The organism is Ancylobacter rudongensis (genome assembly GCF_900100155.1).
GTDB lineage: Bacteria > Pseudomonadota > Alphaproteobacteria > Rhizobiales > Xanthobacteraceae > Ancylobacter > Ancylobacter rudongensis.
Genome location: NZ_FMTP01000005.1, coordinates 341,213 through 367,326, shown reverse-complemented (window position 1 = coordinate 367,326; position 26,114 = coordinate 341,213). Strand labels below are relative to the sequence as shown.

The following is a 26,114-nucleotide window of genomic DNA, read 5'->3' as shown; positions in this document are numbered from 1 at the left end:
GCCGGCGCCGCCGGCGCGAAGCCCGGATGCACCACCGCCCCGTCCTTGGTCAGCAGCGTCGCCTTCACCAGCTCGTCGTCCCACTTCACGGCAAGCGCCTTGCTGCCCTTGTCGATCAGCGTCTCGACGAAGGCGTAGAGGTTCTTGGCGTAGAGCTGCGAGGCGGTCGCCGCCAGCCGGCCCGGCACGTTGAGATGGCCGACGATCTTGACCCCGTTCGCCGTGGTCGCGACCTCGCCCGGCACCGCGCCCTCGACATTGCCGCCGCGCTCCACCGCGAGGTCGATCAGGATCGAGCCCGGCTTCATCGCCGCCACCATGTCGGCGGAAACGAGCTTGGGCGCCGGCCGGCCGGGGATCAGCGCCGTGGTGATGACGATGTCCTGCTTGGCGATATGCGCCGCCGTCAGCGCCGCCTGCTTGGCCTGGTACTCCGCCGACATCGCCTTGGCGTAGCCGCCCGCGGTTTCCGCCTGCTTGAACTCCTCGTCCTCCACCGCGATGAACTTGGCGCCGAGGGATTCCACCTGCTCCTTCGCCGCCGGGCGCACATCGGTGGCCGAGACCACCGCGCCGAGGCGCCGCGCCGTGGCGATCGCCTGCAGGCCGGCCACGCCCGCCCCCATCACGAACACCCGCGCCGCCGGCACGGTGCCGGCCGCCGTCATCATCATCGGGAAGGCCCGGCCGAACTCGGCCGCCGCGTCGACCACCGCGCGGTAGCCGGCCAGGTTCGCCTGAGAGGACAGCACGTCCATCACCTGCGCCCGTGTGATGCGCGGCATCAGCTCCATCGCGAACAGCGAGGCGCCGGTGCCGGCGATCTCGGTGAGCGCCGCCTCATGGCCATGCGGGTCGGCGATGGCGATGACAAGCGCGCCGGGGTTGATGCCCTTCAGCGCCGACGCCTCCGGCCGGCGCACGCCAAGCACGATATCCGCCCCCGCCACCGCCGCGGCGTTATCCGCCACCACAGTCGCCCCCGCGCCCTCATACTCCCCGTCACCAACCCCCGACGCCACCCCCGCCCCGGAAGCCACAACAACCGTCGCCCCTAAGCCGACATAGCGCTTTACCGTGTCGGCGGACGCGGCAACCCGTGGCTCCGAAGCAGAGCTCTCTTTGACAATTGCGATACGCATAACTGCTCTCAGGACGTGATGATCAGGGCAAGCACCAGAACGCCAAGCAGGGCGAACTGCAGCTTGGGCTTGCCATCCTCCGAGGCGAGACCGATGGCGCAGGTCGCGATCGAGGCGAGCGTGCCGATGGTGAAGATGCCCCAGTGCCCGTTGGCGCCGCCAATGGCGAAGGACACCATGAAGCTGCAGAGGGCCAACGTGCTGACCAGGGTCATCTTGGTGAAGAAGTGATATGTGCCGCGGTGCTCGGCATAGTCGTTGCCGTCCGCCTTGGCGTATTCGGTCACTCCGTGATCGGCCATGTCGACCCCCTCCCAAAGAATAATGAGCGCGCGATGCTCCGCTTTAGCGGAAGACGCCGTTTCCGGCAACGGCGCGCGCCGGGGCAGGTCAGCGCAGTCCGGCCTCCGCCAGCGCGGCGCCTTGACGCGCCGCCACGCTCTCGGTGGAGAAATCGGCGATCGCCTCCTCGAACAGAGCGTGGAAGTTCAGCTCCGCCTTGAGGTGCAAAAACACCCCGCCAAGGCCGATGGCGGCGCGGTCCATGAAGACGAATTCGCGCGGCACCCGTACCGGGCCCTGCTCTTTCAGCGCGCGATGCACGGTGAAGGCCTCGCGCCGGCCATATTCGCCCGGCGCCACGCCGTCGGCGATGGTGCGGACGCGGTCATCGAGCAGCGGGCCATAGATGAAGCGGGCCCAGATGTTGAGTACGTCGATCAGTTCGCGGGTGAGGCCGCGAAAACCCCAGGTCTCATAGGCATGGACGATGCGGGCGTCATCGCCCTGCTGCAGGCCGCGATAGAGATCGACCACGCCGCCGACGAAGCTGGGCGGGAAGATGCGGATGCAGCCATAGTCGAGCAGGTTGATCCCCGCCGGCTGCCCCGCCTCCTCGAACACGGTGTAATTGCCCAGATGCGGGTCGCCATGGATGACGCCGAAGCGGGAGAAGGGCCGCCACCAGGCGGCGAACATGGCACGGGCGATGGCGTTGCGCTCATCAAGCGAATGGTCGACGAAATCGAGCAGACGGCGCCCTTCCAGCCAGTCCAGCGTCAGCAGCCGGCCGGTGGAGAGGTCGGGATGGACGCGCGGCACCCGCACCATCGGCGCCTGTGCCAGCATCGCGGCGTAGAGCCCGGCATGGGCGGCCTCGCGCTTGTAGTCGAGTTCCTCGCGCACCCGGGCACCGATTTCCTCGGCGATCTCTGTCGTGTCGATCGCCGGGTCCATGCGGCGGTGGATGGACAGCAGCAGGCCGAGCTGCTGCAGGTCCGCCTCCACCGCCGACTGCATGTCGGGATATTGCAGCTTCACCGCCAGCGCCGTGCCATCCAGCGCGCGGGCACGGTGGACCTGGCCGAGCGAGGCGGCGGCGGCGGGCTCCTTGTCGAAGGAGAGGAAGCGCGCCATCCAGTCCGGGCCCAGCTCCGCCATCATCCGGCGCTTGACGAAGGCCCAGCCCATCGGCGGCGCCTGGTTCTGCAGGGTGGCGAGTTCCTTGGCGTATTCCGGCGGCAGCGCGTCGGGGATGGTCGCCATCAGCTGGGCGACCTTCATGATCGGGCCCTTCAGCCCGCCCAGCGCGGCGGCCAGCGCCGCGGCGTCGCCCTGCGTCCCGCTATTGCCGAACAGCCTGGTGCCGGCCATGCGGGCAGCGACCCCGCCGACACTGGTGCCGACGCGGGCATAGCGCAGGGCACGGGCGGAAAAGCGGTTGGCTTCGCGGTCGGGGGAATCGGGGTCGGTCAAGGCAACCTCATACGTTGCCCCTCAGTTAGGGCATACCGGGCCGCGCGCAACCCGTCGCACGCCGCCTGATCATCACCTCTGCGGTACGGGGCCAAGCACGCGCTGGATCAGCAAGAGGCCGAGCACGGCAAGCGGGGTGAGGAAATCGGTGTAGAAGATCGGCCCGGCATTGCCCGCCGCGAGATTGCCGGTCTCCTCGATCTGGATGGCATGGCCGATGCCGGCGCCGCCGAGAAAGCCGAGCGCCACGATGCCCACCGCCGCGCGGTAGCCGGGCGAGCCGAGAAAGGCGCCGATCAGCCCGGCGATGCCGATGCCGAGATTGGCCATGCCGACTTCCAGCTGGAACGGGCTCGGCGCCCAGCCAATCGAGGCCGCCGCCTGGGCGGGAAAGAACACATGCCCCATGAAGGCCCACAGCCCCATCAGCCCGACCGGGAAGACGAGGATGTAGCGCAGCAGCTGGTCGACCAGCACGGCGAGCGAGAACGGGTGCGGCCCGCGCCACGACATCAGCACAGCGACGCCAACAGCCAGCGCCCAGGTGATCAACGGAAACCAGAAAACCATCGCCCTCTCCCCCCACGTCTCCGGACCACTCTACCCGCCGGACGCGATCCGCTCCAGCGCGGCGGCCACCGCGTCGCGATGGTCGGTCAAGCCCTTATAGGCGAGCTGGTCGGCGTCGAGGCCGAGGATCTGCTCGCGCAGCGAGGCGGCGAGCGCGCTGCCTTCCGGGTGACGGCGGAAGGCGAGGAACGGGTCGACATGGATGCGGATGGTGAACAGCATGTCGCCGCTTTCCGGCAGGCGCCGCAGCGTCTGCCGCTCCACCCGCACGAAGGCCTCGGGGGCGAGATGGGCCGGGTCCTCGAACCAGTGGCGCGGGCGCTCCTTCGATTCGGGATGGTGCAGCTCGTCGTCGGGATAGATCGACCAGTTCACCCGCCAGACCGGCTGCTCGACCTTCAGATTGTCGAAGATGCGGTTCATCACCCGGGCGAGCTTGCTCTCATAGCCCGGCACCGCCTGATGCAGCTGGTCCAGCGACTGGCCGAACTTTTCCGCCAGCGACCAGGCGGAGGGAAAGCACAGCACGGCGGCGACGAGCCGGTAGCCGCCCTCGCTCTGGCGCAGCAGCACCAGATCGTCGGAGATGAGCTGACCGGCGATGACGAGCGGCGCTTCGCTGTCATCGTCGAGGTCGAAGCTTAGGCCGGTGGGCAGCACGGTGATCCGGCGCCCCTCCAGCCGGTACTGGTCGGGAAAGCGGGTGGTGACATGGGCGACGACCAGCTCCAGCACCTCGCGCTGGGCCTGCCGCGTGCCTGCCTCCTCCCGCACCACCACGTCGCGCTTGTCGCGGATCAGCGCCGCGCGCTCTGCCAAGGTGGCCGCCAGCTTCACATCGGGCTCGATCCATTCGGCAAGGTCCAGCGGGGCGAGGCCGACGGAAAACGCCTTACGCGAGCCGTCATAGGGGGTGTGGGCGAAGGGGGTGGCGCCGGGTTGACCGGCGTCAGTGGCGTGCGGCGGGGCGGCGATGTTCATCGGGGCGTGCTCGGCTGGAAGCGCGGACAAGCGGCCCGCACGCCCAGCTTAGAACGTGTGCAGCCATTCCGTCAGCCCAACTTTTCGCCAGTGGGGGTCGGATCGCTCGTCATTCCGGCCGGGGGCGAAGCCGCAGCGCCGGGATCGGCATCCCCGGCGCGCGATCCCGGATCGGCCTCCGGCCGTCCGGGATGACGGATCAGGTGGGGGCGAGGCTCACGCGCGAAAGCGTGGCCGACGCTCCCGCCCGACATCTCACAGCGCGAGCTGATAGGTGACCGGCAGCCAGCGATAGCCCTCGCCGCGGCGCTCGACATAGCCGAGCGAGGGGAAGGAGGTGTGATAGGCGGCCACGGCGACGCGGTCGGTGGCGGCCATGTCGTAGATGCGCCGGCGGGTCGCCGCCCCGGCCTGCTTGTCCTGGTCGAACAAAGCGTGCCAGTCCGGCCGCGCCAGCGAGGCCACTTCGTGATGGGCGCAGTCCCCCCACACCAGCAGGCGCTTGCCCTCGCTCTCGACATGGAACGCCAGATGCCCCGGCGTGTGGCCATGCGCCGCCACCGCGCGGATACCCGGCACCACCTCGCCATCGGCGGCGAGGAAGCTCATCCGCTCAGCGAGCGGCAGCACATGCGAGCGGAACATGACGGCCGAGCCATATTCGTTGCTCTCCTTCGGCGCGGCGAGCGGACGGTCGCTCTTCCAGAAATCGAACTCCGTCGCGCCGATGACATAGCGCGCCTTCGGAAAGGTCGGCTGCCCGCCCGACAGCAGCCCGCCAATATGGTCGGGATGGGCATGGGTGAGCACCACCACGTCCACCTGCTCCGGCGTGTAGCCGGCCGCAGCGAGGGATTTTACCAGCCAGCCGCCGGCGGGGGGCGGGACGAAGCCATTGGCGCCATTGCCGGTGTCGAACAGCACCAGCTCGCGGCCGGTATTGACCAAAGTCGGCGAGAATCCGGGACGGAAGCGCTTCGCGGGGAGGAGGTTGGCCTGCATCAGCGCCTCGACCTCGCCGGCCGGGCGATCTTCGCCGACGATCGGCCACGGCCCGTCGATCATGGCGCTGGCGTCGAGCAGGCTGGTGACCTCGAAAGCGCCGAGCCGAACGCGCTGGAAAGTCTGGGTCGAGGGTCCGAGTTCCGGCGCCGCCGCATCGGCGGGAGCGCTGCGCAAGAGCGCCGGCGCGGCGACAAGGCCGGCCGCTGCGGTGAGCAGTGCGCGGCGGGACAACAGGTCGCGGCGGCCGCAGCCGGCGGGCAAAAGGACGGTTTTCATGTCGTTCCTCCCGGCCCGCTTCGCGGCGGGCCCTTTTGGTGGTCAACTGCTTGGCGCGCCGGAACGCGCAAGCGAGGAGGCTAGCCATGACGCCGGCAGAGCGATTGTACGAACGTGCGCCGCCCGCCCCGCCGCGCACGGCCGCCGGGCCGCTCTGGCACCTTGATGCGCAGCGCACCTGCTTCATCGGGCCGCTGACCTATAACGCCCCGCACCAGCACGGCGCGCCGGTGTTTCTCGCCGGGCTCTACGGCACCTTCGGCCTGCGGCTTTCCGGCGGGGCGTGGCGGCGCGCGCGCACGGCGATGATCCCGGCCGGCGTGGCGCACGAACTGGATGTGGGGGGCGAGCCGATCGGCGTGCTCTATATCGAGCCGACGCTGGCGGGGGCCGGCAGCCTGGCGGCGCTGACCGCCGCCAGCGAGGAAACCGACGGGGCCCTGCTCGGCGCGGGCGCGGACCCTGGCGTGATGCGGGCGCTCTGGGAGGATGCGACCAGCGTCGACTGGGCCGGCGAGGCGCTGGACGACCTGCTCGACTTCGGCAGCCGGCACAGCCGGCGCGCGCTCGACCCGCGCATCGCCCGCGTGCTCGCATCGCTGGAGCCCGGCGCGGATGACTGGCCGGGCGTGGCGCAGGCCTGCGCGCGGGTCGGGCTTTCCGCCCATCATTTCCAGCATCTGTTCACGCGCGAGATCGGCGTGCCCTATCGCCGCTACCGGGCGTGGCGGCGCATGCGCCTGGCGATCGCCGCGGTGGCGGGCGGCAGCCGCCTGACCGCCGCCGCGCACGAGGCCGGGTTCTGCGACCAGGCGCATTTCACCCGCGATTTCCGCCGCACCTTCGGCGCGCCGCCGTCCTGGAGTCTCAGCGGCGTGCGGCTGTCGGGCGATCCGGCGCGGCGGCGGGCCGCCGTGCCGGTGTAGTCGAATCCGGCGCGGGGCGAACCCGCGCGCGGACATTGGCAGATCGGGTGAGGCTCACGCCTCGTCTTCCATCGCCTCCAGCTCGGCGATCATCCGCTCGATGAGGCCGAGGCCCGTCTGCCAGAAGGCGGGGTCGCGCGCATCGAGGCCGAAGGGCTTCAAGAGTTCCGAATGATGCTTGGTGCCGCCGGCCGCCAGCATGGCGAGGTAGCGCTCGGCGAAGCCTTCCTGGGCGTTCTCGTAGACAGCGTAGAGCGAATTCACCAGGCAATCGCCGAAGGCATAGGCATAGACATAGAACGGCGAATGGATGAAGTGGCCGATATAGACCCAGTAATTCTCATAGCCCGGCCCGAGATGGATGGCGTCACCCAGGCTCTCGGACTGCACCTCCATCCAGATGGCGCAGATCTTCTCCGCCGTCAGCTCGCCATTCTTGCGCTCGGTGTGGATGCGGCGCTCGAAGGTGTAGAAGGCGATCTGGCGCACCACCGTGTTGATCATGTCCTCGACCTTCGAGGCCAGCATCGCCTTGCGGGCGCGCGCATTCGGCGCCGCCGCCAGCAGCCGCTGGAAGGTGAGCATCTCGCCGAACACCGACGCCGTTTCGGCGAGGGTGAGCGGGGTCGGCGCCATCAGCGCGCCATTCGGCGCCGCCAGCACCTGGTGCACGCCATGGCCCAGCTCATGGGCGAGCGTCATCACGTCGCGCGGCTTGCCCATATAGTTGAGCAGCACATAGGGATGGGCGGAGGGCACGGTGGGGTGGGCGAAGGCGCCTGTGGCCTTGCCCGGGCGCACGCCGGCGTCGATCCAGCTCTTGTCGAAGAAGTCGCGGGCGATGTCGGCCATGCGCGGGGAGAAGGTGGAATAGGCGCCGAGCACGGTGTCCCGTGCCTCGTCCCAGCCGATGGGGCGGGTTTCCACCTTCGGCAGCGGGGCGTTGCGGTCCCAATATTCCAGCCTCTCCTTGCCGAACCACTTGGCCTTCAGCTTGTAGTAGCGGTGGGCGAGGCGCGGATAGGCGGCGTGGACGGAGGAGACCAGCGCGTCCACCACCTCGCGCTCGACCCGGTTGGCGAGGTGACGGGAATCGGCGATGTCCTCGAAGCCGCGCCAGCGGTCGGAGATTTCCTTGTCCTTGGCCAGCGTGTTGGTGATGAGGGTGAACAGGCGCAGATTCTCGCCGAACACCTTGGCCAGCGCCTGCGCGCCCTGCTTGCGCTTTTCCTCCTCCGGCTCGGCGAAGAAGTTCAGCGTCTGCTCCAGCGGCAGGATTTCGCCGCCGACATCGAAGCGCAGCCCGGCGATGGTCTCGTCGAACAGCCGGTTCCAGGCGCCGCGACCGGTCACGCCCTTCTCGTGGAACAGCTGCTCGACGCGGTCGTCCAGCTGGTAGGGCTTTTCCGCCCGCACATCCTCGATCCACGGCCGGTAATGGGCGAAGGCCGGCACGGCGAGGGCGGCTTCCATCTTCGCGTCGTCGAGCCGGTTCAGCTCCAGGGTGAAGAACAGCAGATGGGTCGACGCGTCGGTGAGCTTTTCCTGCACGTCGCCATAGAATTTGGCGCGGACGGGATCGGTGGTGTCGACGGAATAGACGAGGCCGGCGAAGGAATAGAGCCGGCCGAGCAGATCCTCGATCGCCTCGTAGCGGGCGACGATATCCGCCATCTGCCCGCCGGCATCGTCGCCGTCGAGCACGGCGGCGAGCTTGCCCTTATAGGCCTCCTCGAACTCGGCCGAGCGGGCGGCCACCGCCTCCAGATCCGCCCGCAGCTCGGGGGAATCGATCGCCGGGTAGAGGTCCGACAGGTCCCATTGCGGGAGATGGCCGAAGCTGGCGGCGGCAGCCTCCGGCGAGCGGGGCGCGAAGGCGAAATCATCGGAACGGCGCTGCATGTTCACTCCGGCGGGTAAGGCAAGGTGGCAGTGATATCGTGCGCGCTGGCGCGCTATCAACTGGCGCCGAGACGATTGGCAGGATCGGAAACGCCCGGCATTGTCTGACGGGCAACGCGCGAGGGAGAAAAAAGATGATGTCGCGGCTCCGGCTTCTGGTTTCAATCACCGCGCTGGCGGTGCTCGGCACGACGCTGGCGCAGGCGGCGCCGCAGCGCATCGTGATCGTGCGCCATGGCGAGAAACACACGGCGCTCGACCTGTGCGGCCTCGGCAAGGAGCGGGCGCAGGCGCTGGCGGCGCAGTATCTCAGCCCCACCAGCCCGATGAGCCTGATCAAGGACGACCCGCCGGCCGCCATTATGGCCATGACCCTGCATACGGTGGAAACCGCCCGCCCGATCGCCCGCGCCTGGGACATGAAGCTGATCGCGCCGCCGATCGGCTACATTCCGATCCACAACAACCGCTATTTCAATGCCAAGCTGAACGTGGTGAACCGCGACGTGGCGCGCGACCTGCTGGAGAATCCGCGCTGGCATGGAAAGACGGTGGTGATGGTGTGGGAGCATTTCCACATCGCCAGCGCCGCGCTGGAGCAGGAATTCGCCGGCGAGGAGGTGACGCTGCGCCAGCTGCTGCATCTCGACAAGATCAAGGGCGTGAAAGGCGGGGTGCCCACCACCTGGCCAGACAGCAACTATAATTTCTTCTGGATCCTCACCTATGACCGGCCACAGGACACGGTGCCGAGCCGGTTCGAGGTGGTGCGCCAGTATTTCGCCGAGCCCTATGCCAATTTGCCGTCCAATGGCTGGGGCAAGCCGGAGGCGCGCCCGGCCAACAGCGGCTGCAGCTAAAAAAAGCGCCCGGCAAGGGGCGCTTTAAGTCAGGTCATTAAGGGGATCGGCACGTCTAAAGGTCAGCTCGCCTCGATGGTCAGTCGAAGGCGCGCTTGAAGCGCTGCCAGGGCGAATCGCGGCCCTCATAGAGCGGGCCGAAGAAAGCGCGCTCCTTGGACTGGCCCTGCGTCTGGCGCACCTGCTGCTTGCGGACCTGGTCGTGCTCGCGCACCTGCTTGCGGTCCACCGTATCGCCGATGCGCGGCGTGTCGCGCGGGCCGACCGAGGTGGCGCCGGCCGGAACCGCCGCTAAAACAAGGCCAGCGGCGACCAGCGCTGCAACGCCGACCGAACTCGTCACTCGTGTCTTCGTCATGTTGACCTCCCGAAAAAAACGATCTGCTGGCGAGACAACACGCGACGTGGCAAATAGTTCATCAGTTCATCACGGGACGGCGCTGCGGATGAATTGTTACCGCCGGTTTATTGCTCGCCTCGCGCCGGTGTGGAACCTTTGGCAGGGCGCCCGGTTTAGCGTCGACAACCCGAGTGAAGCCCATGGTCATCTCCCCTCCCCCGACCTCCCCGGCGGCGTTTGCCCCGCCGCTGCGCCTGACAGGCGACTTCGAGCCGGTGCTCATCGCCACGCTGGACGAGGCGCTGGTCTTCGCCGAGAAGAACCCGCACCCGGAGGGCGACTATGAGGGGATGATCCGCCGCCTGCAGGGCGCACACCTCGCCGAGGACCTGATCGAGGCGGCGAACGCCTTTCGCTGGTGGTGCGAGTCGAACGGGCTGCTGGCGGATCCGGCCGGGTGAGAGGCGCCGCATGACGTGCCGGCCCGGGGGCCCAAACGGGTGCTGTAGGACTGAAATTGGCCGGGAACGGAATGGTGGGCGCGACAGGGATTGAACCTGTGACCCCCTCGATGTCAACGAGGTGCTCTCCCGCTGAGCTACGCGCCCATTCCGTGGTCTCTTGCGAGCGGGGCTCCCCTATAACCAGAAGCCCGCGCCCGTGCAAGCGCGGAATGGCGGCTGTGGATGACGCCGCCTTTCCGCGCCCGATCCCGCCGCGTTTTCACGCGGCGGCAGGCGGGTTCACGCCGCCAGCATCTTGCCGACCTCGTTGACCAGATCGCGCAGATGGAAGGGCTTGGAGAGCACCTTGGCATCCTTCGGCGCCTGGCTGTCGGCATTGAGCGCCACCGCCGCGAAGCCGGTGATGAACATCACCTTGATATCGGGGTCGAGATCGGTGGCGCGGCGGGCGAGCTCGATGCCGTCCATTTCAGGCATCACGATGTCGGTGAGCAGCAGTTCGAACGGCTCCTCGCGCAGCCGGTCATAGGCCGAGCGGCCATTGTCGAAGTCCACGACCTCGTAGCCTGCGTTCTGCAGCGCTTTCACCAGAAAGCGGCGCATGTCATTGTCGTCTTCGGCGAGCAGGATCTTGAGCATCCCGGGCATCCTGATTGTCTTGAGGCGGCGAGATCGGCGTCGGGCAGGCCGACGCGCGCAGGCCCGCCGCATGCACGTTCTCCTTGGGTACTCCAGCGCCCCTTAGCACATCGTGAACGCCGCTCCGCTCCCGCACCAGCGGCCTCGCGCGGACGTGTGCACAAAAACCGCCCCGCCCGCCCCGCCGCCGCATTCCGCCTTGCGGAACGTCATGTTAGACACGATCAGGCCCGCGCGCGGCGGCGCCGGAAGCGGATTGAGGAATGATGGCCGTCATCGCCGACGAGATCGACCCCGCCTTCGAGATCGTGCAGCCGGCTTCGCTTCGCGCCCCGTTCCTGTTCAATTCGCCCCATAGCGGCGTGGTCTATCCCCGCGATTTCGTCAGCCAGTCGCGGCTCGAACTCCCGATGCTGCGCCGCTCCGAGGACAGTTTCGTCGACGAGCTGTTCGCCCAGGTGACGCGCTTCGGCATGGGGTTCATGCGGGCGCATTTTCCGCGCTGCTATCTCGACGTGAATCGCGAGCCCTATGAGCTCGACCCGCGCATGTTCGACGGGCGGCTGCCGGCCTATGCCAATACCCGCTCGATGCGGGTGGCCGGCGGGCTCGGCACCATTGCCCGCATCGTCGGCGAGGCGCAGGAGATTTATGGCCGCCGCATTCCGGTGGACGAGGCTATTGCCCGCATCGAATCGCTCTACAAGCCCTATCACCGCTCGCTGCGGCAGTTGATGGTGCAGATGCAGCGCAGCTTCGGCGTGGCGGTGCTGGTGGATTGCCACTCGATGCCGTCCGGCTGCCAGCGCGATGCGCGCATCGACATGGTGCTGGGCGATCGCTACGGCACGAGCTGCGCCGGAATCATCACCGATACCATTGAAGCCGAGCTGCGGCGGCGGGGCTACTCGGTGGTGCGCAACAAGCCCTATGCCGGCGGCTTCATCACCGAGCATTACGGCAACCCGGCGTCCGGAATGCACGCCGTTCAGATCGAAATCAACCGCGCCCTCTACATGCGCGAAGCGACGTATCAACCCTCGGAAAATTTCGAAATCGTGCAGAACGACCTGCTGGAGGTCGCCCTGGCGCTGGCCGACGTGCCGCATCTCGACCTCGCCCCGCTGCGCGCCGCGGCCGAATAAGACTTGTTTTTCATCGACTTAGGTAGGATCGCGCAGATTTTTGATGGGGTGATGTAAAAAACCTCAGCAAGAGCCTTGCATTTTAAACATGCGAGCTATACCAATTCTGCACGCTCGGTTCCGGGGCGAAATTCCACTACCGATTGTTCGGTCAAAGCTGCCTGAAAGGCGGAGGGAATTGTCAGCCGAAATGGCTGGCGGGCTCTTATCGAGCCCCACGGAACCGCAACGGGACGACCGCAAGATGGCAAAGCCACGGCAGGCGTCTTCGTCCGGCGCAAAAGAAAGAGGCCGCTTACGCAGTGCGCAAGCGGCCCAAGTCTAGGGAGGAAACGCCCAAGGAGGGCTGTACGCAGCGACGCCAATCGCTGGGTACGAGAGCAAGATGTAGGTGCATTGCGGAATAATCAAGGCACCCTGAGGCAGTTTCTGGCATACCAAATACGGTAACGGGTTCGGTGTGGCATTATTGCCGCATCCGGCGGTATGTAAGTACTTTTCAGGAGCGCGGGTCGCCCTGACGGGCGTTGACGGGCTGACCGGGGGGGTCGCGGCGCGTCAGCGCCCGCTTCCGTTTTGGGGGCCTGTCGGCGGTTGGGATGCGCCCCACCCGCTCACCGCCCGGACTTCGGTCGCGGTGGCTCCCTATGTTGCCCTCCCCGGTTTCGACCCGCAACATCCCCACACTGCCTGCCCGGGCTTGATCGGCGGCAGCCCCATCTGCCCTGCCCCTCGACCGCCGCCCTCCGCACGTTCCACCCAGCCCCCCCCTCATCCCCGCGCGACCGGGGACCAGACGAGGCGAGCGCGGCGGACTCTCGGGCGGGATGGTGGGACGCCCCGGTCTCTGAGACGCGGATTCCTTCTGGGTGCCCGGGTCAAGCCCGGGCATGAGGCGGCAGGCGAGCTGAGGAAGCGTAGGCGGACACGGTTTTCCCTCACACCGCGCTTTCGGGCGCGACACGCGCGGTCCCGAAAAGAAAGAGGCCGCTTACGCAGTGCGCAAGCGGCCCAAGTCTAGGGAGGAAACGCCCAAGAAGGGCGGCGGCAGCGTGACGCCAATCACGCCGCCGCAACGCAATATCAATAACCCCGCGACGCTGGGATGACAACCGCCAAACGAAAGAAACGAAACTGGCAATTGGTCGCAGGCGTTCAAATGATGACAATCGCGCGTCCGGCGCGCTTGGTGCCAAAAGGCACAAACACCCCGCCCGCAACGGACGGCGACGGCGTTCTGGCGCGGCGGCACAGCTCTCCGGCCCGGCGCGCGCTCAGCGCCCGAGAGTAAAAGACGTTAAATGTCAGAGGGTTGCAGAAAAGAAAGGGGCCGCTCACGTTGCCGGAGCGGCCCAAGTCTAGGGAGGAAACGCCCAAGAAGGGCGGCGGTAAGGCGACGCCAATCGCTCTACCGCGCTGCAATAATATGGCAGGTTCACCTGACGGGTGCAACGGCTGAATTGCCCATTTCTTGACCGTGCCGGAATGGCAGCCATGCGCTTAACGCGGGGCATTTCTGAGGTGCGCCCTTCAGCCGGCGCAGGCCTGCCCGTGCCAGCCCGGCGCACGCCCCCTCGCGCGGGCGATTGCCGTCCCCGCCGCCTGTCGATAGGACTGGAGACGGCGGGCGACAGGCGCCGCAGTGCAAGCGACAGGACAGGGCCGATGGGTGCGGTGGACTTCGAGATTTTCGTCGACGAGCTCGCCACCGTGTCCGGCCAGGCCATCCTCCCCTTCTTCCGCACCGCGCTGGGCGTCGAGGACAAGAGCCGTGGCGCGGTGTTCGATCCGGTGACCGCCGCCGACCGCGCCGCCGAGCAGGCGATGCGCGCCCTCATCCGCCGCACCTTTCCCAGCCATGGCGTGCGCGGCGAGGAATTTCCCGACGAGGGCATGGACGCCGATTATGTCTGGGTGCTCGACCCGATCGACGGCACCAAGTCGTTCATCAGCGGCATGCCGGCCTGGGGAACGCTGATCGGCCTCTGCCGGCAGGGCGAGCCGGTCTTTGGCATGATGCACCAACCCTTCATCCGCGAGCGCTTCACCGGCGACGGCGCGCAGGCGCGCTACCGCGGGCCGGCCGGCGACCGACGCCTCAATGTCCGCAGCTGCGGCGGCCTTGGCGAGGCGGTCATGATGACCACCAGCCCGCTGCTGATGGAAGAGGCCAACCGCGCTCTCTATGAACAGGTGGAGAAGCGCGTGCGCCTGCCGCGCTATGGCGGCGACTGCTATGCCTATTGCATGCTGGCGGCCGGCCATGTCGATCTCGTCATCGAGACCAATCTCAACGATTTTGACATCCTGCCGCTCTCGCCGATCGTGACCGGGGCGGGCGGCATCGTCACCAATTGGGAAGGCGGCTCGGATCTCTCGGGCGGGCGCGTCGTCGCCTCCGGCGACCGCCGGCTGCATGACGAGGCGCTGAGCGTGCTCAACCGGGGCTGACCCGGCCGCCGGCGCGGCGGGTCAGGCCGCCGCGCTGCCGGGGATGAAGGCGTCGAAGGCGGCCAGCAGCGGCTCGCGGAACAGGTCGCGCTCCTGCAGCAATTCATGCCGGGCCCCCGGAATGATGATGTGCGCCCCCGCGATGAGCCGCGTGCCGAGATGCTCGATGCTCGGCGTGGAGACGATCTTGTCGGCGCCGGCGCCGACCATCAGCAGCGGCTGGCGGATCGCCCGCGCCGCCGCCGGCTCGGCCAGCGTCTCCATCAGGTCGAAAGCGGCCTTCACCCAGCCGATGGTCGGCGGGCCGACATCGAGTTGGGGGTGCTCCATCGAAATGGTCAGGTTGCGGGCGAAGCGGGCGGCGTCCGAGGTCAGGCGGTTGCCGTCGAAATGCACCTCGTGCAGCGGCCGCACCTTGCGGGTCGGCACATAGGCCCGCGACAGGCCGACAAAGGACAGCGTGCGCGCCAGCCGCCGCGCGGCGACGTCGTGCTTGAGCAGCGATAGGTCGAGCATCGGCGCGACCAGGAACATGCGCTCGAAGGAGGTGCCGCCCCGTCGCGCATGGTCGAGCAGGATCGAGGCGCCCATCGAATGAGCAAGGGCGAAGCAGGGGCCCGGCATGTCGGGCAGCACGGCCTGTGCCAGCAGTGCCTCAAGGTCCAGCTGGTAGTCGGCGAAGTCCTTGATATGGCCCTTCATCGGGTTGGCCAGCAGCCGCTGCGAGCCGCCCTGCCCGCGCCAGTCGAGCGCGGCCACCGCGAAGCCCCGCTCCAGCAGGTCGCGCACCGTCTCGAAATATTTCTCGATCTTCTCGGTCCGGCCGGGAAAGACGCAGACCGTGCCATAAAGGCCGCCGCCCTCCGGCTTCCAGCGGGCGACGCGCAGCCGGATTCCGTCGGACGCGGTGACGACGCCGCACACGGCGCCTTCCGGCACGGGGTTGTCCCGGGTGCTGTAGAGAACGGGATCGGAGTGCATGTGGCCGCGCGCTGGTTTCGCCCCTGCGGCTTATAGCCGAGCCCGCCCGCGCGGCAAACGCGCAAAAGGGCGCAAGGCGCCGAAACGCGCCGTCAGTAGCGCTTGTCGCCGAAGCCGATCACCTTCATCCCGCTGATGGCGCCGGACGCCCCGTCCACCACCACCTGCACGCGCTCGCCGCGCGGGCCGTTGGCTTCCAGCAGGATGGTGGCGCCGCGCCGGCGGATCACCGAAATATTCGAGAAGCCGCGCCCGCTGAGCATCCGCACCGCCGCGTCGGCATCGACCGGGCCGCTCGCCCGCCCGCGCGCCGGCGGCGCGTCATAAGGGGCATAAGGGCCGGGGCTCGGCGCATAGGGGCCGGGCGGGGGGCGGTAATTCTGGGCGAGCGCCTGCATCCCCCCCGGCACAGGGAGAGGAAGCGTTCCGAGCAGCAGTCCCACTGCGACGACCAGCACCGTCGATGCCCGCGCCATGCCTCCACACCGTCCTTCGAATTGGCGAGTATCGAACCTCAGACCTCTACGGACCCGGCACTGAATGCCGCCCGAGCGGGCCGTTCATCTGTCGTTCATCTCCCGTTCATCCGGCGCCAAGCCGGCCCGCGTGATTTGCTGCGCCGCCTCTTGCGCGCCGAAAAGCCCTTCCTATCTCGATCTTGTACCGGCCAGAAGGCGGTACGTGAACCGGGTTCGGCTCAGTCGAGAGGACCCTTCTGCATGTCGCTTACTGTGAGGATATGCCATGCGTACGTTTGATCTTACCCCCCTGCACCGTTCGACCGTCGGCTTTGATCGCCTGTTCTCGCTGCTCGATCAGGTCAATAGCGTCGATACCGGCGCCACCTACCCGCCCTACAATATCGAGCGCACGGGCGAGAATGCCTATCGCATCACCGTCGCCGTCGCCGGCTTCACCGAGGACGACCTGTCGATCGAGGTGAAGGAGAACAGCCTGTCCATTCGCGGCGACCGCAAGGTCGAGGCCGGCAAGAACGCCGACGTGCTCTACCAGGGCATCGCCGCCCGCGCCTTCGAGCGCCGCTTCCAGCTGGCCGACCATGTCGAAGTGCGCGGCGCCAGCTTGGCCAATGGCCTGCTGCATGTGGAGCTGGTGCGCGAGATTCCCGAGGCGATGAAGCCCCGCACCATCCCGATCTCGGCCGGCGGCACCACGCCGCGCGTGATCGAGGCGCGGACCAGCGCGGCCGCGTGAGCCACGCCCCGAGGCGGGTGGGATGACCGCCCCCGCCTCTGCAAGGCTCACTGGCGACGGCTCGCTGGACACACCCGGCCGGGTGAAGGCCCCTCCCCCGCCTCTCCCGGCCCCATCCAAACGTAAAAAGAGCGCCCCGGCGGACCACCGGGGCGCTCTTCTCTTTTCGGCGGGTCGTCCGGTCCTGACGGCCGCGGCTATTCCTCGGTCGGCTCCGGCTCTGGCTTGGCCGGGGCGCCGCGGGCATAGACCGAGGCGGTGCCGGCCGGGGTGGTGCTGCCGGTGCCGACGCCGGTGCCCGTGCCGCTGCTCGCCAGCGGCGGCGCGACGGCGGGCGGCGCGACGGGCGGCGCTGCGGTGGCCCCGTCCTGCCGCGGGGTGCCGCCGGGCGCGGCGCCCGAAGACGGCGTGGCGGAAGACGTCGTGCCCGACGGCATGGCATTGGGCGGGACCGGGGTGCCCGGGATTATCCGCACCGCGCCCGATGGCGCCGGGGCGGCAGGCGCCGCTGATTCGGCCGGCGCGGGCGTCGGTGCCGTTGCCTCCGCCTCCGCCGGCCCCCCTTCCGGGGCGGCGGGCGGCGTGGCGGCGCCCAGCGCCTCGGCCGAGGGCTCCGGCGCGGGAATGGCGGCGAGTTCCGGCGGGCGAGCCGGCGGCAGCGGCGCACTCTCCGGCATCGCCTGACGCACGGATGGCGCACGCGGCGCCGACGGGGTGGCCACCGGCGCCTGGCCGATCGGGTGCATGGCGATCACCTCGCCACTATAAGCATCGATACGCACGCGCATGCGCGCCCCCGAGCGCGCGGTGGCATCGACAACATAGGTCGGGCCGTCGACACGCGCGCGGCCGATGCCGGTCATGCCCATGGAGCGCAGCAGCGGAGCGACATCGGCCAGCGGCAGGCGCCCCGGCGCGCCATAGGCCGGCGGTGGCGCATAGACCGGGGGCGGCGGCGGATAATAGGTGGGCGGCGGCGGGTAATAGGCCGGCGGCGGCTCGTAATAGCGCTCGACATAGACGCCGCCATAGGGGCGGAAATACACCTGCGCCTGCGCCGGCAGGCTGGCGAGGGCACTAAACCCGGCCAGAACAGGCACGGCGACCGATGCGAGCCGTCGTCGCACGCGCGCAGTCGGCACCCGGGCCGTGGGCGCGGCGGCGGTCGGCGTGCGGGGCATCGGCATGGACATCTCCGAAGCGGGTTGGCAACGGCCCCAACGGAACCCCGAAATACGGCGCGGGCAAGACCTTCGGGACCCCTCGGCGAGGGGCGCGGTTGCGACCGACAGGCGCAATGGCGTTGCGCGCGAGGCCCGGGAGCCTTACCGTTCCTTGCGCCCGACGCGCGTGCTTCGCAAGAAGCGTGAAAAATCGCGTCGGTCTTGTCGCGCGCGGTGCTTGTGCCCGGACGCCAATTCTGGCATCTTCGCGGTTGATAGGGCAGTCATGCTGTCCTATAATTCGGATGCGCCTGCCCTTCGAGGGCATGGCACGAAGGCTGCTAGCGTCGTTCGGTGAGCGAGCCGGCCTTGCGGGAGAGCGCCCCGCGAGGTCCATACGTGTCGGCGCCGACGTTAAGGCGACCCTTGAGGGAGTGACGGGAATGACAGAGGAAATGGGCGGCTTTGCCGCGCGCGCGATCGGCGAGGGTTCGGTTCGTCCGGCCACGGCGGACCGTGCCACCAAAACCATTTCCCACATCGACCCGGGCCTGCCCGTGGCGCAGGGTCTGTATGACCCGCGCAACGAGAAGGATTCCTGTGGCGTCGGCTTCATCGCCGACATCAAGGGCCGCAAGTCGCACCAGATCGTTCAGGACGGCCTGAAGATCCTGCTGAATCTTGAGCATCGCGGCGCGGTGGGTGCCGATCCGCGCGCCGGCGACGGCGCCGGCATGCTGGTGCAGCTGCCGCACCGGTTCTTCGTCAAGGAAGCGGCCAAGCTCGGCTTCACGCTGCCGGAGCCCGGCCACTACGCCGTCGGCCACGTCTTCATGCCGCACGACACCGAAGGCCACGAGATCATCCGCGCCACCATGGAGCGGGTGGTGGCGGAAGAAGGCCAGGTGCTGCTCGGCTGGCGCGAGGTGCCGACCGACAATTCCTCGCTCGGCCACACCGTGCTGCCGACCGAGCCCAAGCACTTCCAGGTGTTCGTCGGCCGTGGCGAGGCCGTGGCCAGCGAGGACGATTTCGAGCGCCGGCTGTTCGTGCTGCGCAAGGTGATCTCGAACGCGATCTATTCCGCCAAGGACCCGCGCACGGCGGGCTATTATGTCGTGTCGCTGTCCTGCCGGACGCTGGTCTACAAGGGCATGTTCAACGCCGACCAGCTCGGCGCCTATTATGCCGACCTGCACGACCCGGAATTCGAGAGCGCGGTGGCCCTCGTCCATCAGCGTTTCTCGACCAACACCTTCCCGGCCTGGTCGCTCGCCCATCCCTACCGGATGGTGGCGCACAACGGCGAGATCAACACGCTGCGCGGCAATGTGAACTGGATGGCGGCCCGCCAGGCTTCCGTCGACAGCGAGCTGTTCGGCAACGACATCTCCAAGCTCTGGCCGATCTCCTATGAGGGCCAGTCGGACACGGCGTGCTTCGACAACGCGCTCGAATTCCTCATCCAGGGCGGCTACGAGCTGCCGCATGCGGCGATGATGCTGGTGCCCGAAGCCTGGGCCGGCAACCCGCTGATGAACGAGGAACGCCGCGCCTTCTACGAATACCACGCCGCGATGATGGAGCCGTGGGACGGCCCCGCCGCCATCGTCGCCACTGACGGGCGCCAGATCGTCGCCATGCTGGACCGCAACGGCCTGCGGCCGGCGCGCTACATGGTGACGACCGACGACAAGATCGTGCTCGCCTCGGAAATGGGCGTGCTCACCTTCCCCGAGAGCGAGATCGTCACCAAGTGGCGGCTGCAGCCCGGCCGCATGCTGCTGGTCGACCTTGAAGAGGGCCGCCTCGTGCCTGACGAGGAGGTGAAGACCGCCCTCGCCCAGGCCCACCCCTACAAGGAATGGCTCCAGCGCACCCAGCTGGTGCTGGAGGAGCTGCGCTCGGTCGAGGCGCGCGAGGTGCGCACCGACGTCTCGCTGCTCGATCGCCAGCAGGCCTTCGGCTACACCCAGGAAGACCTGAAGATGCTCATGGCGCCGATGGCGACCACGGGCCAGGAGGCGGTCGGCTCCATGGGCACCGACACGCCCATCTCGCCGCTGTCGAAGAAGTCGAAGGCGCTGTTCAGCTATTTCAAGCAGAACTTCGCCCAGGTGACGAACCCGCCGATCGACCCGATCCGCGAAGAGCTGGTGATGAGCCTCGTCTCCTTCATCGGGCCGCGGCCGAACATCTTCGACCTCGAAGGCAATTCCCGCCGCAAGCGGCTGGAAGTGCGCCAGCCGATCCTGACCAATGAAGACCTGGAGAAGATCCGCTCCATCGGCTTCATGGAGGAACGCTTCGACACCCGCACGCTCGACATGACCTACCCCGCCGACAAGGGCGCGGCGGGCATGGGCGATGCCGTCGAGCGGCTGTGCGAGCGCGCCGAAGCGGCGGTGCATGGCGGCTACAACATCATCATCCTCTCCGACCGTCTCGTCGGGCCGGACCGTATCCCGATCCCCTCGCTGCTGGCGACGGCGGCGGTGCATCATCACCTGATCCGCAAGGGCCTGCGCACCTCAGTCGGCCTGGTGGTCGAAACCGGCGAAGCGCGCGAGGTGCACCACTTCGCCTGCCTCGCCGGCTATGGCGCCGAAGCGATCAACCCCTATCTCGCCTTCGAGACGATGATCGACATGCGCGTCGACATCCCCGAGGAGGTGTCCGAGGACGAGATCGTCAAGCGCTTCATCAAGTCGATCGACAAGGGCCTGCTCAAGGTCATGTCGAAGATGGGCATCTCGACCTACCAGTCCTATTGCGGCGCGCAGATCTTCGATGCGGTCGGCCTCAACCAGGAGGTCGTCGACCGCTATTTCTTCGGCACCGCCTCCTCCATCGGCGGCATCGGCCTGAACGAGATCGCCGAAGAGACCGCCATGCGCCATCGCGACGCCTTTGGCGACGCGCCGATCTACCGCACTTCGCTGGATGTCGGCGGCGACTACGCCTTCCGCCTGCGCGGCGAGGAGCATGCCTGGGACCCCGAGACGGTCGCGGTGCTGCAGCACGCGGTGCGCGGCAATGCGCAGGACAAGTACCGCCACTTCGCCCAGCTGGTGAACGAGGCCGGCGCCAAGACGCTGAACATCCGCTCGCTGTTCCGCATCCGCGAGGCGGAGGAGCTCGGCCGCGCCCCGGTGCCGCTCGACGAGGTCGAGCCGGTGGCCGAAATCGTCAAGCGCTTCGTCACCGGCGCCATGTCGTTCGGCTCGATCTCGCGCGAGGCGCATTCGACGCTCGCCATCGCCATGAACCGGATCGGCGGCAAGTCGAACACCGGCGAGGGCGGCGAGGAGGCCACGCGCTTCAAGCCGCTGCCGAACGGCGATTCGATGCGCTCGGCGATCAAGCAGGTCGCCTCCGGCCGCTTCGGCGTGACGGCGGACTACCTCGTCAATGCCGACATGATCCAGATCAAGATGGCGCAGGGTGCCAAGCCCGGCGAAGGCGGCCAGCTGCCCGGCCACAAGGTGGACGCGGTCATCGCCAAGGTGCGCCACTCCACCCCGGGTGTCGGCCTGATCTCACCGCCGCCGCACCATGACATCTACTCGATCGAGGATCTGGCGCAGCTCATCTACGATCTGAAGAACGTCAACCCGGAAGCCGATATCTCGGTCAAGCTGGTGTCCGAGGTGGGCGTGGGCACGGTCGCGGCCGGCGTCGCCAAGGCGCGCGCCGACCACATCACCGTCTCCGGCTTCGAGGGCGGCACGGGCGCTTCCCCGCTCACCGCCATCAAGCATGCCGGCTCCCCCTGGGAGATCGGCCTTGCCGAGGCGCACCAGACGCTGGTGCTGAACAATCTGCGCGGGCGCATCGCGCTGCAGGTCGATGGCGGCCTGCGCACCGGGCGCGACGTTGTGATCGGCGCCCTGCTCGGCGCCGACGACTTCGCCTTCTCCACCGCGCCGCTGATCGCGGCCGGCTGCATCATGATGCGCAAGTGCCACCTCAACACCTGCCCCGTGGGCGTCGCCACCCAGGACCCGGTGCTGCGCAAGCGCTTCAAGGGCACGCCCGAGCATGTCATCAACTACTTCTTCTTCGTCGCCGAGGAAGTGCGCGAGCTGATGGCCTCGATGGGCGTGCGCAGCTTCAACGAGCTGATCGGCAACTCCGACTGGCTCGACCAGCGCGAGGCGATCGAGCACTGGAAGGCCAAGGGGCTCGACTTCAGCCGCATCTTCGCCAAGCCCGAGGTCGGCCCCGAGGTCGCGATCTACCATACCGAGCGGCAGAACCACCCGATCCAGCATGTGCTCGACCGCACCCTGATCGCGCAGGCGATGCCGGCGCTGGAGAGCGGCGAGAAGGTGGTGATCCACAGCCCGATCAAGAGCATCAACCGCTCGGTCGGCGCCATGCTCTCGGGCGAGGTGGCCAAGCGCTATGGCGACACCGGCCTGCCGGAAGACACGATCGACATCCACCTGACCGGCACCGCCGGGCAGGCCTTCGGTGCCTTCCTGGCCACCGGCATCTCGATGACGCTGGTGGGCGAGGCCAATGACTATGTCGGCAAGGGCCTTTCCGGCGGCCGCATCGTGGTGCAGCCGGCCAAGGACAGCGCCATCGTGCCCGAGGAGTCGATCATCGTCGGCAACACCGTGATGTACGGCGCCACCTCGGGCGAGTGCTACTTCCACGGCGTCGCCGGCGAGCGCTTCGCGGTGCGCAATTCCGGCGCCATCGCGGTGGTCGAGGGCACGGGCGACCATGGCTGCGAGTACATGACCGGCGGCATCGTCGTCGTCATCGGCCAGACCGGGCGCAACTTTGCGGCCGGCATGTCCGGCGGCGTCGCCTATGTGCTCGACGAGGACGGCACCTTCAAGAAGCGCTGCAACCTCTCAATGGTCGACCTGGAGCCGGTGGAAGAGGAAGAGGACCTGCTGGAGCGCCTGCACCACCATGGCGGCGACCTGGAGTTCAAGGGCCGCATCGACATCATGGCGGATATGGGCCACCACGATGAGGAGCGGCTGCACCAGCTGATCGCCAAGCACCTGCACTACACCGGCTCGCAGCGGGCGCAGACCATCCTCGACAACTGGGCGAGCTATCGCGGCAAGTTCGTCAAGGTGATGCCCGTCGAATATCAGCGGGCGCTGCGCGAAATGGAGAAAATGCGCGGCTTGCAGGCGGCCGAATAGGCCCCTCAGGTCGTCCTCCCGCCCCTTCCTTCGTCATCCCGGCCGCTGGCGCGGCCGACGAACCGGGATCGCCCGCAGACGGATGCGGCATCCGATCCCGGACAGGGCCTGACGGCCCTTCCGGGATGACAAGGGCGGTGGGGGAAGACGGCGGAGGCGCCGAAACACGCAGCTTGGCGCGGCTCTCTGCCGCGCCGCCATTTTCCAACTGGCATGTTTGATGTATCTGGCACCGGAGGTGGAATGCCTCCAAGGTGGCGGTGCTCCGCGAAAGAGGGCGCAATGGGCAAGGTTACGGGCTTTCTCGAAATCGATCGGCGCGAGGCGAAGTATCAGCCGGCGTCCGACCGCATTCGTCACTTCCGCGAATTCACCCTGCCCCTGCCGGACGCCGAGGTCGCCAACCAGGCCTCGCGCTGCATGGATTGCGGCGTGCCGTTCTGCCACGGGCCCAATGGCTGCCCGATCCACAACCAGATCCCGGACTGGAACGACCTCGTCTATCACGGCAATTGGGAAGAGGCGGCGCGCAACCTGCACTCGACCAACAACTTCCCCGAATTCACCGGCCGCATCTGCCCCGCGCCCTGCGAGGAAGCCTGCACGCTGAATCTCGAGGACGTGCCGGTCGCGATCAAGACCGTCGAGCAGGCCATCGCCGACCGGGCGTGGAAGGCCGGCTGGATCAAGCCCGAGCCCGCCGCGCACAAGACCGGCCGCAAGGTCGCCGTCGTCGGCTCCGGCCCCGCCGGCATGGCGGCGGCCCAGCAGCTCGCCCGCGCTGGGCACGATGTGCATGTCTATGAGCGCGAGCCCAAGGCCGGCGGCCTGCTGCGCTACGGCATTCCCGACTTCAAGATGGAAAAGCACTATATCGACCGCCGCGTCGCCCAGATGGAAGGCGAAGGCGTCACCTTCCATTACGGCGTCAATGTCGGCGTCACCACGCCGCTCGACGAATTGCTGGAAGGCCATGACGCGGTGCTGATGTGCGGCGGCTCGGAATCCCCGCGCGACCCGGCCCTGCCCGGCCAGGAGCTGCTCGGCGTGCACTACGCCATGCCCTATCTGGTGCAGCAGAACCGCCGCGTCGGCCATGAGGACGTCTCGCGCGAGGAGCCGATCCTCGCCGCCGGCAAGCATGTGGTGGTGATCGGCGGCGGCGACACCGCCTCCGACTGCGTCGGCACGGCGTTCCGTCAGGGCGCGCTGTCGGTGCACCAGCTCGACATCCGCCCGGTTCCTCCGCTGAAGGAGGACAAGCTGGCGGTGTGGCCCTACTGGCCGACCAAGTTCCGCACCTCCTCCTCGCAGGCCGAGGGCGCCGAGCGCGAATTCGCCGCCGCCACGCTCGGCATCGAGGGCAAGAAGGGCCACGTCACCTCGGTGAAGTGCGCCCGCGTCGACGCCAAGCGCCAGCCGATTCCGGGCACCGAGTTCCTGATCAAGGCCGATCTGGTGTTCATCGCGCTCGGCTTCGTCCATCCGCTGCGCGAGGGGATGCTGGAGAAGGAGGGCCTCGCCCTCGACAAGCGCGGCAATGTCGGCGCCACCGACCTCGACTACGCCACCAGCGTGCCGAAGCTGTTCGCCGCCGGCGACATGCGGCGCGGCCAGTCGCTGGTGGTGTGGGCGATCCGCGAGGGCCGGCAGGCCGCGCAGTCGATCGACACCTTCCTGATGGGCAGTTCCGTCCTGCCGCGCTGAGCGGCGCCACCGAATAATCGTCAAAGCCGGGCCCGCGCGCCCGGCTTTTTCACGTCTGAGCGAGGCTCAGGGCGTCGCGGTGCCGGGCAGCGGCCCCTGCGGCATGGGCGGGACCAGCGGCTCCTCCGGCTGGCCCGGCGGCCAGCGGAAATCGTCGGTGCGCCCGGGCACAACAGGCGGGGCCGTGCCCTCGACCAGCATGCGGGCGGGCTCCGGCGTCGCGTCCGCCTCGGCCACCGGCGACGGGCGGAGCTCGGCCGCCGACAGCGTGCCCGGCGCACCGGCGAGGGTGCGGGCGTTGCCGGCCGGCGGGCCGCCGGTCAGCATGATGATGGACGGGCGCGACTCTGCCGGGTCGGCCGCCGCCGCCGGCAGGTCCTTGCCGGTGAGGAGATCGTCGAGCTTCTGGTCGACGAAGAAGGCCAGCTTGCGCGCGCCGGCGCGGGTGAAGCCCGCCCCGTCGGCGGTGCGCAGGCGGCGGCGCTGGCCATCGACGGCCGGGCCGGACATCATGAACTTGCCGTTCTCGTCGACAAAACCGTCGGTCACATCGACGAAGATGAAGCCGCTGCGCTCGACGATCTCCTTCAGAAGAGCGTTGTAGCGCGCGATCTGCTCGTTGCGCACCGCGTCTTCCACCGGCGGCAGGCCGACCACCACGACATTGCGGCGCTGCAGCTTCAGCGCCAGCAGGAAATCCTCGACCCGGCGGGAATAGAGGTCGCGCCAACGCTCGTCGAACAGCTCCGCCCGGACGCCCGACGCATCGGTGATCGGTTCCAGATCATGGCTGCCGGCCAGCACCACGATGACATTGGCCTGCTCGCTCCCCGTCGGCAATTGCCGCGCGGCGGCGATGAGGTCCACGCCGCTGCCCGGGGCGAAGCCCGCATCGGCCTCGGCGCGGGCGACGACGGCGGCGGTCTCGCGGTCGGCGGCGAAGGCGTCCGCCAGCCCCTGCGCCAGCGTGCCCGCCTGCTCGTCGCCGAACACCAGCACGACCTCCTTCACCTGGTCGGAGGCGGCGCGGGCCTCGCTGGCGGAGGCGTGGACCTTGCCGCGCGGCTCGGCCGGCTGCTGCGCCACCACAGGCGGTGGCGGCGCCAGTTCCGGCTCCATCGGGCGTACGCGGCGGGGACGGTTGTCGCGGCCGCCGAAAAGATCGATCAGCGGCTGGAACGGCGACCAGGCACGACGCGGTTCAGCGGCGGGCGCCGCCCGCTGCTGCGGGCGCGCCTGCTGGCGCTGCTGCTGCGGGCGCTGCTGCGAGGGGCGGGCCGAGGGCTGGCCGATATCGGCCGGCGGGCGGAACCAGTCATTCTGCGCCTGCGCCAGCGAACAGCCGGCGACAAGGGCGCCGGCCACCGCCAGCGCCTTCAGTCCCAGCCGGTTGCCGTGCAGCCCGCGCATGAGCGGTGTCC

21 protein-coding genes and 1 tRNA gene are annotated in these 26,114 nt (G+C 68.4%); 8 read left to right on the top strand and 14 right to left on the bottom strand.

The genetic code is table 11. From position 1 onward, the window contains the following. The 6 genes from BLO63_RS15090 to BLO63_RS15065 all read right to left on the bottom strand — a co-directional run. Positions 1-1,142: Re/Si-specific NAD(P)(+) transhydrogenase subunit alpha (locus BLO63_RS15090; RefSeq protein ID WP_091442132.1), on the bottom strand; the 1,142-nt coding region annotated here is incomplete at its 3' end. A gap of 8 nt (positions 1,143-1,150) precedes the next feature. Beyond that, positions 1,151-1,444 (bottom strand): aa3-type cytochrome c oxidase subunit IV, encoded by a 294-nt coding sequence (locus tag BLO63_RS15085; RefSeq protein ID WP_091442080.1) that lies wholly within the window; start codon positions 1,442-1,444, stop codon positions 1,151-1,153. An 88-nt stretch (positions 1,445-1,532) separates the two neighbouring features. Beyond that, positions 1,533-2,897 carry an ABC1 kinase family protein gene (locus BLO63_RS15080; protein WP_091442077.1) on the bottom strand — a complete coding sequence of 455 codons (1,365 nt, stop codon included), beginning with the start codon at positions 2,895-2,897 and terminating at the stop codon, positions 1,533-1,535. Positions 2,898-2,969: 72 nt separating this feature from the next. Beyond that, positions 2,970-3,467, bottom strand: a complete 498-nt coding sequence (locus BLO63_RS15075) for a DUF6790 family protein (RefSeq protein ID WP_091442076.1) — start codon at positions 3,465-3,467, stop codon at positions 2,970-2,972. A 30-nt stretch (positions 3,468-3,497) separates the two neighbouring features. Next, positions 3,498-4,448, bottom strand: coding sequence for a heme-dependent oxidative N-demethylase family protein (locus BLO63_RS15070; RefSeq protein ID WP_091442073.1), 951 nt, complete (start codon positions 4,446-4,448; stop codon positions 3,498-3,500). A 255-nt stretch (positions 4,449-4,703) separates the two neighbouring features. Then, the gene (locus BLO63_RS15065; RefSeq protein ID WP_091442072.1) at positions 4,704-5,729 is read right to left on the bottom strand and encodes an MBL fold metallo-hydrolase; all 1,026 of its coding nucleotides are present in this window, start codon (positions 5,727-5,729) and stop codon (positions 4,704-4,706) included. An 86-nt stretch (positions 5,730-5,815) separates the two neighbouring features. Between BLO63_RS15065 and BLO63_RS15060 the strand changes: the two genes are divergently transcribed. Next, entirely contained in the window at positions 5,816-6,655 is an 840-nt protein-coding gene (locus tag BLO63_RS15060) for a helix-turn-helix domain-containing protein (protein WP_091442069.1), read from the top strand. Between the two features lie 54 nt (positions 6,656-6,709). Here the strand turns inward: BLO63_RS15060 and BLO63_RS15055 are convergent, their stop codons facing one another. Further along, positions 6,710-8,557, bottom strand: a complete 1,848-nt coding sequence (locus tag BLO63_RS15055) for a M3 family oligoendopeptidase (RefSeq protein WP_091442067.1) — start codon at positions 8,555-8,557, stop codon at positions 6,710-6,712. Between the two features lie 134 nt (positions 8,558-8,691). Here BLO63_RS15055 and BLO63_RS15050 point away from each other — a divergent pair, with 134 nt between their 5' ends. Further along, on the top strand, positions 8,692-9,417 hold the full coding sequence (locus tag BLO63_RS15050; RefSeq protein ID WP_091442064.1) for a histidine phosphatase family protein: 726 nt from the start codon (positions 8,692-8,694) through the stop codon (positions 9,415-9,417). 79 nt (positions 9,418-9,496) lie between these two features. On the opposite strand, the gene BLO63_RS15045 is transcribed toward BLO63_RS15050, so the two are convergent. Beyond that, a complete protein-coding gene (locus tag BLO63_RS15045; RefSeq protein WP_244517887.1) occupies positions 9,497-9,775 on the bottom strand; it encodes a hypothetical protein in 279 nt (92 codons plus the stop codon). A 182-nt stretch (positions 9,776-9,957) separates the two neighbouring features. On the opposite strand from BLO63_RS15045, the gene BLO63_RS15040 reads away from it, so the two are divergent. Further along, positions 9,958-10,218 (top strand): hypothetical protein, encoded by a 261-nt coding sequence (locus tag BLO63_RS15040; RefSeq protein WP_091442059.1) that lies wholly within the window; start codon positions 9,958-9,960, stop codon positions 10,216-10,218. A 72-nt stretch (positions 10,219-10,290) separates the two neighbouring features. Here the strand turns inward: BLO63_RS15040 and BLO63_RS15035 are convergent. Both BLO63_RS15035 and cpdR read right to left on the bottom strand, forming a co-directional pair. Next, positions 10,291-10,365: transfer RNA gene (locus tag BLO63_RS15035), tRNA-Val, on the bottom strand. 135 nt (positions 10,366-10,500) lie between these two features. Continuing rightward, positions 10,501-10,860 (bottom strand): cell cycle two-component system response regulator CpdR, encoded by a 360-nt coding sequence (gene cpdR / locus BLO63_RS15030; RefSeq protein ID WP_091442056.1) that lies wholly within the window; start codon positions 10,858-10,860, stop codon positions 10,501-10,503. 263 nt (positions 10,861-11,123) lie between these two features. On the opposite strand from cpdR, the gene BLO63_RS15025 reads away from it, so the two are divergent. Next, complete coding sequence (locus tag BLO63_RS15025) at positions 11,124-12,005, top strand: N-formylglutamate amidohydrolase (protein ID WP_091442054.1); 882 nt, start codon at positions 11,124-11,126, stop codon at positions 12,003-12,005. Between the two features lie 1,665 nt (positions 12,006-13,670). Next, positions 13,671-14,456, top strand: a complete 786-nt coding sequence (hisN, locus tag BLO63_RS15020; RefSeq protein ID WP_091442052.1) for a histidinol-phosphatase — start codon at positions 13,671-13,673, stop codon at positions 14,454-14,456. Positions 14,457-14,477: 21 nt separating this feature from the next. On the opposite strand, the gene BLO63_RS15015 is transcribed toward hisN, so the two are convergent. Together BLO63_RS15015 and BLO63_RS15010 are read right to left on the bottom strand one after the other, a co-directional pair. Beyond that, complete coding sequence (locus BLO63_RS15015) at positions 14,478-15,437, bottom strand: alpha/beta fold hydrolase (protein WP_091442050.1); 960 nt, start codon at positions 15,435-15,437, stop codon at positions 14,478-14,480. 92 nt (positions 15,438-15,529) lie between these two features. Further along, positions 15,530-15,913: a hypothetical protein gene (locus BLO63_RS15010; RefSeq protein WP_091442047.1), complete on the bottom strand. Its 384-nt coding sequence runs from the start codon at positions 15,911-15,913 to the stop codon at positions 15,530-15,532. A 268-nt stretch (positions 15,914-16,181) separates the two neighbouring features. Between BLO63_RS15010 and BLO63_RS15005 the strand changes: the two genes are divergently transcribed. After that, entirely contained in the window at positions 16,182-16,652 is a 471-nt protein-coding gene (locus tag BLO63_RS15005) for an Hsp20 family protein (protein WP_091442044.1), read from the top strand. A gap of 197 nt (positions 16,653-16,849) precedes the next feature. On the opposite strand, the gene BLO63_RS15000 is transcribed toward BLO63_RS15005, so the two are convergent. Further along, positions 16,850-17,839, bottom strand: a complete 990-nt coding sequence (locus BLO63_RS15000; protein WP_091442042.1) for a hypothetical protein — start codon at positions 17,837-17,839, stop codon at positions 16,850-16,852. Positions 17,840-18,249: 410 nt separating this feature from the next. Between BLO63_RS15000 and gltB the strand changes: the two genes are divergently transcribed. Together gltB and BLO63_RS14990 are read left to right on the top strand one after the other, a co-directional pair. After that, entirely contained in the window at positions 18,250-22,986 is a 4,737-nt protein-coding gene (gene gltB, locus BLO63_RS14995; RefSeq protein ID WP_425284337.1) for a glutamate synthase large subunit, read from the top strand. Positions 22,987-23,268: 282 nt separating this feature from the next. Beyond that, complete coding sequence (locus tag BLO63_RS14990; protein WP_091442037.1) at positions 23,269-24,693, top strand: glutamate synthase subunit beta; 1,425 nt, start codon at positions 23,269-23,271, stop codon at positions 24,691-24,693. A gap of 66 nt (positions 24,694-24,759) precedes the next feature. Here the strand turns inward: BLO63_RS14990 and BLO63_RS14985 are convergent, their stop codons facing one another. After that, positions 24,760-26,103: an SGNH/GDSL hydrolase family protein gene (locus BLO63_RS14985; RefSeq protein WP_091442034.1), complete on the bottom strand. Its 1,344-nt coding sequence runs from the start codon at positions 26,101-26,103 to the stop codon at positions 24,760-24,762. Positions 26,104-26,114 lie beyond the last annotated feature (11 nt).